Source organism: Micromonospora sp. BRA006-A, from assembly GCF_033433935.1.
Lineage (GTDB): Bacteria > Actinomycetota > Actinomycetes > Mycobacteriales > Micromonosporaceae > Micromonospora > Micromonospora aurantiaca.
Genome location: NZ_JANCLW010000001.1, coordinates 6365205 through 6376220, shown reverse-complemented (window position 1 = coordinate 6376220; position 11016 = coordinate 6365205). Strand labels below are relative to the sequence as shown.

The following is an 11016-nucleotide window of genomic DNA, read 5'->3' as shown; positions in this document are numbered from 1 at the left end:
GTGCCTCCGGCGGGGGTGGGGCGTCAGGGGATCAGTGCCGCTCGCTCTCGGGGGTGAGCAGCGCGGCGAGCTGGCGTTTCCAGGTGTGCAGCAGGGCGGCGCGGCGGGGCGAGTCGTCGCTGAGCAGGTTGGCCACGCCGAGGCCGCGGAGCAGGTCGAGGGTGGCCTGCACCGACTCGCGTACGCCCGGCCTGCGCTCGTCCACACCGAGCAGCTCGACGGTGAGCCGATGCATCTCGCGGCCGATCCGCGCCTCCAGCGGCACCAGCGCGGCCCGCAGCTCGGCGTCGGTACGCGCGGCCACCCACAGCTCCAGCGCGGCCATGAACAGCGGGCCGGTGAACGAGGCGGCGAGCAGGTCGACAACGCCGTCGAGCCGCTTCGGGCCGACCGGCAGGTGCGCCGCCTCGGCGCGCAGCTCGGCCGCCCGGCGCTCGGTCAGGTGGGTGACGGCGGCGGTCACCAGCGCGGCCTTGGTGGGGTAGTGGTGCAGCTGGGCGCCCCGGGAGACGCCGGCGTGGGCCGCCACCACAGTCGTCGTGGTGCCCGACCAGCCGTGCTCCACCAGGCACTCGACGGTCGCCTCCAGCAGCCGGGCCTGGGTGGCACGGCTGCGCTCCTGCTGCGGAACTCGGCTCGACACGCAGACAGCGTGCCCCGCCCAAAACAAACAGTCAAGCCTGACTTTTTTTAAAGGAGGGGGCCCTTGTTAACGCCTGCGGTAGAGGAAGGGCCCCTTGTTAACGCCTCAGCGGCCGTCGCGCGGACCGAAGACGGTGAGCGCGTCGGCGTCGGAGTGGCGGGAGCGGACGTACTCGTCGGCCCAGGCCGCCGCATCCGGGAACGTGGACTCGGCGGCGACCCGGGCGCAGGCGGCGTCCACGTCGAAGCGGGTCCGGCGCAACTGCACGCCCGGGCCGAGCAGTGCCCACCAGGCGCCCGCGCCCCCGTACGGCATGCCGACGCTGCCGGGGTTCACCACCAGGCGACGGTCGACCAGCCGGGTGAACGGCATGTGCGTGTGCCCGCAGACCACCGTGCCGACCTCGGCCGGCAGGCCGGCGAAGACCTCGGCCCACCGGTCCAGCCGCGAGTCGACGAGCACGACCTCCTCGTCGTCACGCGGGGTGGCGTGGCAGAACAGCACGTCGCCCAGACCGGTGACCGGCAGCGTGACGGACGGCGGCAGCGCAGCCAGCCGGGCCGCCTGGTCGTCGCGGAGCTGCTCGGCGGCCCAGTTGGAGACGGCGATCGGGGAGGACCTGCCGGCCCGCGCCTGCACCAGCTCCCGGTCGGCGTTCCCGCCGACCCAGCAGGCCCGGTCGCCGAGGGCGGCCAGCCGGTCCAGCACCTCGACCGGCTGCGGACCGGCCGCCAGATCACCGGTGAGGACGATCAGGTCGGCGGCTGCCACGTCCGGCTCGGCCAGCACCGCTTCCAGCGCGGGCAGCACACCGTGGATGTCGGAGAGGACGGCGACGCGATCAGGCATCGTCCCAGCCTGGCGACACCGGCCCGGGAGCACCAAGCGATTCTGCGGCGGGCAGAGCCGGCACCGGCCGGCCCGGCTTGCGCAGCAGACGCATCGGCCCGGCCTGCGCAGCAGAACGGCAGCAGGAGACGGCATCCGGCCCGGCCTGCGCAGCAGAACGGCAGCAGAAGACGGCATCGGCCCGGCTCCGCGCGGTGGCGGGCCGGGCCGGGAAGCCGGTACGGAGGATCAGACCCGCGCGCGGCGGGCCAGGCGCTCCGGGTCGAGGATGATGATGCTCTTGCCGTCCAGCCGCAGCCACCCGCGCGAGGCGAAGTCGGCCAGCGCCTTGTTGACGGTCTCCCGGGAGGCGCCGACGAGCTGGGCGATCTCCTCCTGGGTGAGGTCGTGCGTCACGCGCAGCACGCCGCCGTCGCGGGTGCCGAACCGGCCGGCCATCTGGAGCAGGTTCTTGGCGACCCGGCCGGGCACGTCGGTGAAGATCAGGTCGGCGAGCGAGTCGTTGGTCCGGCGCAGCCGGCGGGCGAGCACCCGCAGCAGCTGCTCGGCGATCTCGGGCCGGTTGTTCAGCCACGGCCGCAGCGCCTGCTTGCGCAGCCGGACCAGGCGGGTGTCGGTGACCGCCGTGGCCGTCGCCGTACGCGGACCGGGGTCGAAGAGCGACAGCTCACCCACCATGTCCGACGGGCCCATCACGGCGATCAGGTTCTGCCGGCCGTCCGCCGCGCGGCGACCCACCTTGATCTTGCCGGACAGGAGGATGTAGAGACTGTCGCCGGGCTCGCCCTCGTTGAACACGATCTCGCCCTTGCGGACCTCGATCGTCTCCATCTCCTTGGCGAGCGCCTCGGCAGCCTCCGGGTCGACACCCTGGAAGATCCCGCTGCGGGCCAGTACCTCGTCCATCGCGCACCTCCGCCTGCGCGTGCCGTCCGTCGGCCGGGTCCGCCGTCCGCTGATCCCTCGCGCGCCGCCAGTCTAGGCGCACATGAGCAGGAATCAGAGGTGCACCCCTGGAATCTTGATCGTTGGGCGTAACCCACCCGACCTGGGGAGCGGCTAAGATCCCGCCCCCGGCCCGGGTCGGCGCCACCCGTTCCCACCTGTGATCGTAGGGTGACCGGCGTGCTGTGTGAGCCGTTCCTGACCAGCCGGTCCGAATCCGGCTGGGACATCCCGCTGCTGGCCTGGCGGGCCGAGTCGCCGCTGCTCGCGGTCGGCTCCGCGCCGCTGGGCGGGGGGATCGGCGTCCGCCGGTGGGTGCTGAACGCGACGGTCCCCATGTCGTACGACCGGGACGACCCCGCCGCGCACCTGGCCGAGCTGGCGCACGGCCTCGACCTGGACGGGCCCGGGGTCGGGCTGCTGACCGGCGTGGACGTGAGCGAGGTGGTCCGCCGCACCGACGGCGGTGTCCGGGTCTGGGCGACTGTCGGCCTGGGCACGCCGGTCTGGGCCGCCGCCCCCGAGCCCGCCGCCGCACCCGGGCCGGCGCCGTCGGCCGCGAGCGAGCCGGCCCGGCCCGCGCAGCACGTCGGCACCGTCAACATCGTCGTGTACGTCCCGGCGCGGCTCGGCGACGCCGCACTGGTCAACGCCGTGGCCACCGCCACCGAGGCGAAGGCGCAGGCGATCTGGGAACTCGGACTGCCCGCCACCGGCACCCCCACCGACGCGGTGACAGTGCTCTGCCCGGCCGACGGCGATCCGGCCCCGTACGGCGGTCCCCGGTCGGCCTGGGGCGCACCGCTGGCCAGGGCCGTGCACGCCGCCGTCCGCTCGGGCGGCGCCGGGACCGTGGTCCCCTGGTCCGACCGGCGGGCGGGCTGACGTGGGCCCCGCACACGCGACACGCCGGGTTTTCCGACCGATCGGCCCTCGTCGCGGCGTTCCGGGGACGGTAGCGTCGCCGACGATGTACGCTTCCGCCCGCTCTGTGCCCCGTACCCTCCGCGCCGTCGTCGCCGGACCGCCCGCTGCCGTGCCCGGCCCGCGTCGCGCGGTGCTCGGCCGGCGCCTGGCCGTGTTCGCCGCGCTCGTCGCCGTCCTGTTCGTCGCCGGCTGCGGCGGCGACGCCGGCGGGTCCGGCGGCGACCCCCGGTGGCAGGCGGGACAGGGCGGCGGATCGACCGGCTCGGCCGGGCCGGAGACGGGTGACCAGCCGGCCGCGCCGGACGCGTCGAAGGAGCCGTCGATCTCGCTCACCGCGACCGGTGACGTCATCATGGGCAACGCGCCGGACCGGCTGCCCCCGAACGGCGGCAAGGGCTTCTTCGACGACGTGAAGTCGGCGCTCAAGGGCGACCTGGTGATGGGCAACCTGGAGGAGCCGCTCACCGACGACACCGGCGCCGGCAAGTGCGGCCCGGAGCCGAAGAACTGCTACCAGTTCCGCGCGCCGCCCGGCTACGCCGCGCACCTGCGCTCGGCCGGGTTCCAGCTGCTCAACCAGGCAAACAACCACGGCTACGACTACGGCCGGCAGGGCTACGAGAACACCCAGTCGGCGCTGGAGGCGCACGGGCTCAAGCACACCGGCGCGCCGGGCGAGATCACCGTGGTGGACGTCAAGGGCATCAAGGTCGCCGTGGTCGGCTTCTCGTCGTACCCCTGGTCCAACAGCCTGGTCGACCTGAACGCCGCCAAGCAGGTGATCGAGATGGCCAAGGAGCAGGCCCAGATCGTGGTGGTGCAGGTGCACATGGGCGCCGAGGGGTCGGACAAGACCCGGGTCAAGCCGGGCACCGAGATGTTCTTCGGCGAGAACCGCGGCGACCCGATCCGCTTCTCCCGCACCGTCATCGACGCGGGCGCCGACCTGGTCATCGGGCACGGCCCGCACGTGCTGCGCGGGTTGGAGTTCTACAAGGGGCGGCTGATCGCGTACAGCCTGGGCAACTTCGCCGGTGGCGGGAAGTCGCTGAACAGCTCGGGCCGGCTCGGCTGGGGCGGCGTGCTCAAGGTGTCGCTCACCGCCGAGGGGACGTTCGCCGGCGGCACGTTCACCTCCACCGTGATGAACGGCGTGGGCCGTCCGTCCGTGGACCGGCAGAACCGCGGCCTCGGACTGGTCCGTGACCTGAACCGGTCCGACTTCCCGGACACCGGCGCGAAGCTCGACGGGACCGGCAAGATCACCGCACCGGCGGGTGGCTGAGCGCACCCCGGCCGCGCCGAGCCGCCGGAGCGTCGGCCCCGCGACGTAGGCTGGCCGACGTGACCACGCGTTCCCCCGAGACCGACCTCGGTCGTACGCGCCGCGCCCGGCGCATCGGCCGCGTGCTGACCGAGACGCACCCCGACGCGCACTGTGAGCTCGACCACGCCAACGCGCTGGAGCTGGCGGTGGCGACGATCCTGTCCGCCCAGTGCACCGACAAGAAGGTCAACGAGGTCACGCCGAAGCTGTTCGCCCGCTACCGCTCCGCAGCCGACTACGCGGCGGCGGACCGCGCCGAGCTGGAGGAGCTGATCCGGCCCACCGGGTTCTACCGCAACAAGACCAGCTCCCTGATCAACCTGGGGCGGGCGCTCTGCGAGCGGTACGACGGCGAGGTGCCCGGGCGGCTCGACGACCTGGTGACCCTGCCGGGGATCGGCCGCAAGACCGCCAACGTCATCCTCGGCAACGCCTTCGGCGTCCCCGGCATCACCGTCGACACCCACTTCCAGCGGCTGGTGCAGCGGTGGCAGCTCACCACCGAGACCGACCCGGTGAAGATCGAGCACGCGATCGGCGCGCTCTACCCGAAGCGCGACTGGACGATGCTGTCGCACCGGGTGATCTTCCACGGCCGCCGGGTCTGCCACGCCCGCAAGCCCGCCTGCGGCGCGTGCACGCTGGCGAAGCTGTGTCCCGCGTACGGCACCGGGCCGACCGAGCCGGCCGCCGCGGCCAAGCTGCTGAAGGGCCCCCGGGCCCGCGACCTGGCGATCGCAGTCGGCCTCGATCCCGACCTGGTGCCGCAGCAGGCGGCAGCGGCGGACGTGCCGTGATGCGCCGGTTCGCGTACCTTCTCGTCCCGCTGCTGCTGGCAGCAGCGGGCTGCACCGCCACGACCGAGGAGCCGGAACGTCCGGCGCCGGCGACCCGGGCCGAGCGCCCCTCGCCGTTCGCCGACTGCGCCCCGCTGACCGTCGCGCCCGCCGCCGTGTCCCCGACGCCCTCCGGTAAGGCCGCGTCTCCGACATCCGCCGGGAAGTCCGGGGACCAGCTCCCCGACCTGACGCTGAACTGCTTCACCGGCGGCGCGCCGGTGAACCTGCGCGACGTCAAGGGCCCGGCGGTGATCAACGTGTGGGCGTCCTGGTGCCCGCCGTGCCGCAAGGAGCTGCCCGCGTTCCAGCGGCTCAGCGAGCGGGCCGACGGCCGGTTCCAGGTGATCGGCGTGAACAGCCGGGACAGCCGCGGCGGCGCGCAGTCCATCGGCGAGGACTACGGCGTCGACTTCCCGATGCTGCTCGACCAGGGCGACGCGTTCCAGCGCGCGCTGGAACGCAACGCGTTCCCGCTCACCGTGCTCGTCGACGCCGACGGCCGGATCCGGCACACCGACGCGACCGGCGCGCTCGACGACGCCCGCCTCGCCGCGCTGCTGGAACGTCACCTCGGGGTGCGGGTATGACCCGACGGCCGCCGGGGTGGTTCGACCCGCTGCTGGGCCGGCTCGGCACCGCGCGGGCGGAGGACTTCACCCGAATCGTCACGCCGGAGAGCGGCGGCCGGGAGAGTGCCGTGCTGGTGCTGCTCGGCGAGGAGCCCGGTGCCGGGCCGGACGTGCTCGTCCTCCAGCGCGCCGCGACGCTGCGCAACCACGCCGGGCAGCCGGCCTTCCCGGGCGGGGCGGCCGACCCGGAGGACGCGGACGCCCGCGCCACCGCGCTGCGCGAGGCGAACGAGGAGGTCGGCCTCGACCCGGGCAGCGTCACAGTGCTGGCCGAGCTGCCCCGGCTCTGGATCCCGGTCAGCGACTTCGTGGTCACCCCGGTGCTCGCCTGGTGGCACGACCCGCACCCGGTGCACCCGCGCGAGCCGGCCGAGGTCGCCCACGTGGCCCGGCTGCCCGTCACCGAACTGGTCGACCCGGACAACCGCATGCGGGTACGCCATCCGAGCGGCTGGATCGGTCCCGCCTTCTCCGCACGCGGCATGCTCGTCTGGGGCTTCACCGCGGGCGTGATCGACCGGCTGCTGGAGATGGGCGGCTGGTCCCGGCCCTGGCCGCACTCGCGTGTGGTGGACCTGCCGCCTGTCGACGCCGCGCCCGCTCCGTCGGCGGGCACCGAGGCGGCCGACGAGAGCCCGGTGCGGTGATCACCCGTACGCATCCCCGGGTCACGTTCCGCGAGCGCTGAGCCGAGCACGGGCCCCGTGCCCGTACCCTTGGGGCGTGTCCGCCGTGGATCTCGTCCTTCTTCTGCTCATGCTCGTGTTCGCGATCAGCGGATACCGCCAGGGTTTCGTCATCGGGGCCCTGTCGTTCTCCGGCTTCTTCCTCGGAGCGCTGCTCGGCCTCCAGGTCGGGCCGCTGATCGCGCAGCAGTTCGCGGCGAGCGGCACACGCGTGCTGATCTCCCTGGTGGCGATCTTCGGGCTCGCGGTGCTGGGGCAGGCGCTGGCCGGCTGGCTCGGCTCGAACCTGCGGGCCGCCATCACCGGCCCGGCCGGCCGGAAGATCGACGACGTCGGCGGCGCGTTCATCTCGGTCATCGCGGTCATGCTCGTGGCGTGGCTGGTCGCCGTGCCGCTCGGCTCCTCCTCGGTGCCGTGGCTGGCGTCCTCGGTCCGCAACAGCGCGCTGCTCACCGTCGTCGACCAGGTGCTGCCGGACAAGGCGCAGGATCTGTCCACCGCGCTGCGCGACACGGTCGACACCAACGGCTTCCCGGACGTGTTCGGCGACCTCGCGCCGACCCGGGCCCGGCAGGTCGCGCCGCCCGACCCGGCGCTGGCCAACTCCCAGGTGGTGCAGAACAGCAGGCGGTCGGTGGTGAAGGTGCTCGGCTCCGCGCCGAGCTGCTCACGCCGCATCGAGGGCTCCGGTTTCGTGTACGCGGACGACCGGGTGATGACGAACGCGCACGTGGTGGCCGGCACCCGCTCGGTGGCTGTGGAGTTGCGCGGCGAGCGGTACGACGGCGAGGTCGTCGTCTACGACCCGGACCGGGATCTGGCGGTGCTCTACGTACCGGGGCTGCCCGGGCCGTCGCTGCGCTTCGCCGCCGGACCGGCCGCCACCGGCGCCGACGCGATCGTGCTCGGCTTCCCGCTCGACGGCCCGTACGACGCCCGCCCGGCCCGGATCCGCGACGTCGACCGGATCACCGGCCCGGACATCTACTCGGCCGGTGACGTCAACCGGGAGATCTACACGATCCGGGCGCTGGTGCGCAGCGGCAACTCCGGCGGCCCGCTGGTCTCCTCGAACGGTCTGGTGCTCGGCGTGATCTTCGCGGCGGCGGCGGACGACCCGAACACCGGCTTCGCGGTGACCGCCGCCGAGGCGCGACCGGTGGCGCTGGCGGGCGCGGAGCGTACCCGGGGAGTGGACACCGGCGACTGCACCTGAGCCGGCCGGCGGCGCTCAGCCGCCCGCGGACGCTCCCGCCGGTGTCGCCTCGTCACCGGAGCGGGACAGCGGCAGATGGGCGCGGCCCCAGGTGAGCGTGCGGTCGAGGACCGCCCGGGCCATGATCGCCACGCAGACGCCGCCGTTGAGGAACGAGGCGACCACGTCGCTGGGGTGGTGCATGCCCCGGTACATCCGGGTGAGGGCCACGCCGATCGGCACCAGCACCAGCAGCGTCCACCAGCCGATCTTGGCCGGGGTGCTGCGCGCCCGCAGCGCCAGCAGCACCGCGAGGCCGACGTAGAGCGCCGTCGCCGCCGAGGTGTGCCCGGACGGGAAGCTGGACGTGGGCGGCGAGGCGTCCATGTGCGCCACGGCCGGGCGGTTCCGGTCGATGACCATCGTGGTGAACAGGAAGATAAGCGCCTGCGCGGTCACCGCCGCGCACAGGAACAGCGGCTCCCGCCAGCGGTGCAGCACCAGCCGCAGCACCAACGCCGCCAGCACGGTGACCACGACGATCATCTGGGTGCTGGCGAGCGTGCTGAACACCAGCGAGACGTCGTTCCACCCCGGCGTCCGGTCGCCGGCCAACTCCCGGTTGACCGTGTCCTCCACGGTGAACGGCCAGGTGTGCGCCAGTACCCGGGTCACCAGCAGGCCCAGGCCCACCATCAGCGCGAAGAGCAGGGCCAGCGGCAGCAGGACACGCCGGGTGACTCGGATCACGACATCGGACATGGGCTCGCCTGTACCCCGATGCGGGCCCGGCTACGCCCGGCCGCCCTCCGGCCGCTGGTCGGCCAGCTCCGGCTCGACCCCCTCGCGCAGCGGACGCGCGGACGGCCGTCCGGACCCGCTGCGCCAGGTGGCGAACGCCGCCGCTGTCGCGGCCACCACTGCGGTCCCGAGCACCCAGCCGCCCGCCACGTCGCTGGTCCAGTGCACGCCGAGCGCGATCCGGCTGATCCCGGTCACCACCGTCACCAGCAGGGCGGCGGTCCACAGCGCGATCCGGCCCGGGCGGCTGTCCCGCACGAACGGCAGGAACACCAGCAGCAGCACACCCGCGGCGAGCGTGGCGTTGAGCGCGTGGCCGGACGGGAAGGAGTAGCCGGCGGCCCGGGCCACCGGGTCGAGCAGATCCGGCCGGTCCCGGCCGACGAGCAGCTTGAGCAGCGCGCCGAGCAGCCCGCCGGCGACCATGGTGACCACCACCCAGACCGCGAGCCGGGGCGCGCCACGCCGGACCAGCCAGACCACCACCACGACCGCTGCCACCCGCAGCGGGCCGGGGCCGAACACGTGCGTCCAGACCGTCATCACCGCGACCCAGGCGGGATGATCCTGCGCGTACCCGTGGAACGCGTCGGTGATCGAGGCGTCCAGCCGCAGCAGGGGCGGCCAGGCGCCGAGCACCAGCAGGGCGATCAGGGCGAACGGCACCAGCACCAGGAACGCCGCGACCACCGTCAGGGTGAGCCGCAGCCCCAGCGAGTGATCGCGGTCGAGGCGGCGGTGCCGCCACGACCGGTGCGTGACCGTGGCCCCGGTGGTGTCCATGGGCATTCCCCTACCCACCGGAGGGCAGGGTCAGACCGGTTCAGCGCCGGGTCTGCCGGAACCGGCGAACCATCAGCGCGGTGCCGGTGACGAGCGCGACGAACAGGGCCAGGCCGGTCCAGAGCCGCTCCGGGGCGGAGACGTCCGTCTGTCCGGCCGGCCGGGCGGTCCAGCCCTCCGCCGTACGCCCGAGCGGGTCGCCGCCGCGGCCCGCCGCGGCGGCCCGGGTGTCCGGTCCGTCGCCGGGTGCCGGCCCGAAGCCCACCACGCCGGGGGAGGCGTTGTCGTCGAGCGGGTTGTGGACCACCGACGGCACGTCGCCGGTGAGCGCGGCCACCGGGTCGACCAGGCCGTAGCCGAACCTGTCGTCCCGCCCGGTCGGGCCCAGATCGCGGGCGGTGCTGATCAGCCGGTTGACCACGTCGCCGGCCGACATCTTCGGGTACCGCGAGCGGACCAGGGCCGCCGTCGCGGCGACGAGCGGCGCGGCGAAGCTCGTACCCTGCACCCGCCAGTAGCCCTCCGGGCGGGCGCCGTAGAGCCCGGTGGCCGGGGCGCTGAGCACCGTCTCGTGCCCCGTGATCGAGCCGGACCAGAGGTTCTCGCTGGTCCGCTCCAGCCCGGTGACCGCGAGCACGCCCGGTTCCCGGGCCGGGTACCAGACGTCCGTGGTCGTCGAGGTGGCCAGGTTGCCGGTGCAGGCGACCACCACCACGTCCCGGGCGAACGCGTAGTCGAGCGCCGCGGCCAGGGCCGGGTTGTCGCTGCTGCCGCCGAGCGACAGGTTGACCACCTGGGCGCCGTTGTCGACCGCCCAGCGCACCGCCTTGGCGATGATCAGCGCGTCGTCGTAGCGGTTCTCGGCGTCGAGCACCCGGACCGGAAGGATCTTGGCGTCCGGCGCGAGCCCCACCACGCCCCGGTCGTCGTCGGACCGCCCGGCGATCAGCCCGGCGACAGTGGTGCCGTGCCCCACCGGGTCCGGGCCGTCCGAGCCGTCCGGTGTCACCAGATCGAGGCCGGGCAGCACCTGCCCGGCCAGGTCGGGGTGGGAGCCGTCCACACCGGAGTCGATCACCGCGACCACCACGCCGCGCCCGGTCGACGTGCGCCACGCGGTCTTCGCCCGCAACTCCTCCAGCTGCCACTGCTCGTCGCGCACCTGGTCGGTGCGCAGCGGACGGTCGGGAGCCACCCATGGCCGCGCCACGGCGGCCGAGGCGGCGGGCGCGGCGTGTGCCGGCGGTGCCAGCGGACCGGCCACGGTGACCAGTGCCGAGGCGGCGGCGAGCAGCGCGCGTCCGGCGCGACGCCGGGGCGGCCCACCGGGCGGTCCCTGCCGATCCCCTGTCACATTCCCCAGCCGTTCGGTCGCGTCAGACACATGCTGCA

The 11016-nt window shown here is 74.1% G+C and carries 12 protein-coding genes; 6 read left to right on the top strand and 6 right to left on the bottom strand.

What is annotated here, in order from left to right:
• Positions 1-31: 31 nt before the first annotated feature.
• The 3 genes from NMK34_RS29230 to NMK34_RS29220 all read right to left on the bottom strand — a co-directional run bounded on the left by NMK34_RS29230 (position 32) and on the right by NMK34_RS29220 (position 2398).
• Positions 32-643, bottom strand: a complete 612-nt coding sequence (locus NMK34_RS29230) for a TetR/AcrR family transcriptional regulator (RefSeq protein ID WP_318336013.1) — start codon at positions 641-643, stop codon at positions 32-34.
• A gap of 105 nt (positions 644-748) precedes the next feature.
• On the bottom strand, positions 749-1492 hold the full coding sequence (locus NMK34_RS29225) for a metallophosphoesterase family protein (protein WP_318336012.1): 744 nt from the start codon (positions 1490-1492) through the stop codon (positions 749-751).
• A 228-nt stretch (positions 1493-1720) separates the two neighbouring features.
• Positions 1721-2398 (bottom strand): Crp/Fnr family transcriptional regulator, encoded by a 678-nt coding sequence (locus NMK34_RS29220; RefSeq protein ID WP_007466162.1) that lies wholly within the window; start codon positions 2396-2398, stop codon positions 1721-1723.
• 219 nt (positions 2399-2617) lie between these two features.
• Here NMK34_RS29220 and NMK34_RS29215 point away from each other — a divergent pair, with 219 nt between their 5' ends.
• From NMK34_RS29215 to NMK34_RS29190, 6 genes are all read left to right on the top strand, one after another.
• On the top strand, positions 2618-3322 hold the full coding sequence (locus tag NMK34_RS29215) for an adenosylcobinamide amidohydrolase (protein WP_318336011.1): 705 nt from the start codon (positions 2618-2620) through the stop codon (positions 3320-3322).
• Between the two features lie 106 nt (positions 3323-3428).
• Positions 3429-4649, top strand: a complete 1221-nt coding sequence (locus NMK34_RS29210) for a CapA family protein (protein ID WP_412098933.1) — start codon at positions 3429-3431, stop codon at positions 4647-4649.
• The gene (nth, locus tag NMK34_RS29205; protein WP_412098970.1) at positions 4646-5488 is read left to right on the top strand and encodes an endonuclease III; all 843 of its coding nucleotides are present in this window, start codon (positions 4646-4648) and stop codon (positions 5486-5488) included. Before NMK34_RS29210 ends, nth begins: the two co-directional genes overlap by 4 nt.
• Positions 5488-6117, top strand: coding sequence for a TlpA disulfide reductase family protein (locus NMK34_RS29200; RefSeq protein WP_318336009.1), 630 nt, complete (start codon positions 5488-5490; stop codon positions 6115-6117). The genes nth and NMK34_RS29200 overlap by 1 nt, the downstream gene beginning before the upstream one ends.
• On the top strand, positions 6114-6806 hold the full coding sequence (locus NMK34_RS29195; protein ID WP_318336008.1) for a CoA pyrophosphatase: 693 nt from the start codon (positions 6114-6116) through the stop codon (positions 6804-6806). The genes NMK34_RS29200 and NMK34_RS29195 overlap by 4 nt, the downstream gene beginning before the upstream one ends.
• 76 nt (positions 6807-6882) lie before the next feature.
• Positions 6883-8061, top strand: coding sequence for a MarP family serine protease (locus NMK34_RS29190; RefSeq protein ID WP_135242364.1), 1179 nt, complete (start codon positions 6883-6885; stop codon positions 8059-8061).
• A gap of 15 nt (positions 8062-8076) precedes the next feature.
• On the opposite strand, the gene NMK34_RS29185 is transcribed toward NMK34_RS29190, so the two are convergent.
• From NMK34_RS29185 to mycP, 3 genes are read right to left on the bottom strand one after another with little or no spacing between them, the layout of a single operon-like run.
• On the bottom strand, positions 8077-8802 hold the full coding sequence (locus NMK34_RS29185; protein ID WP_194801967.1) for a phosphatase PAP2 family protein: 726 nt from the start codon (positions 8800-8802) through the stop codon (positions 8077-8079).
• 30 nt (positions 8803-8832) lie between these two features.
• Positions 8833-9624 carry a phosphatase PAP2 family protein gene (locus NMK34_RS29180; RefSeq protein WP_318336007.1) on the bottom strand — a complete coding sequence of 264 codons (792 nt, stop codon included), beginning with the start codon at positions 9622-9624 and terminating at the stop codon, positions 8833-8835.
• A gap of 40 nt (positions 9625-9664) precedes the next feature.
• Entirely contained in the window at positions 9665-10978 is a 1314-nt protein-coding gene (gene mycP / locus NMK34_RS29175; protein ID WP_318336006.1) for a type VII secretion-associated serine protease mycosin, read from the bottom strand.
• Positions 10979-11016 lie beyond the last annotated feature (38 nt).

Coding starts and splice junctions, on each gene's coding strand:
- NMK34_RS29225 (WP_318336012.1), bottom strand. CDS start 1,492: ATGCCTGATCGCGTCGCCGTCCTCTCCGACATCCACGGTGTGCTGCCC.
- NMK34_RS29220 (WP_007466162.1), bottom strand. CDS start 2,398: ATGGACGAGGTACTGGCCCGCAGCGGGATCTTCCAGGGTGTCGACCCG.
- NMK34_RS29200 (WP_318336009.1), top strand. CDS start 5,488: ATGCGCCGGTTCGCGTACCTTCTCGTCCCGCTGCTGCTGGCAGCAGCG.
- NMK34_RS29195 (WP_318336008.1), top strand. CDS start 6,114: ATGACCCGACGGCCGCCGGGGTGGTTCGACCCGCTGCTGGGCCGGCTC.
- NMK34_RS29185 (WP_194801967.1), bottom strand. CDS start 8,802: ATGTCCGATGTCGTGATCCGAGTCACCCGGCGTGTCCTGCTGCCGCTG.
- NMK34_RS29180 (WP_318336007.1), bottom strand. CDS start 9,624: ATGGACACCACCGGGGCCACGGTCACGCACCGGTCGTGGCGGCACCGC.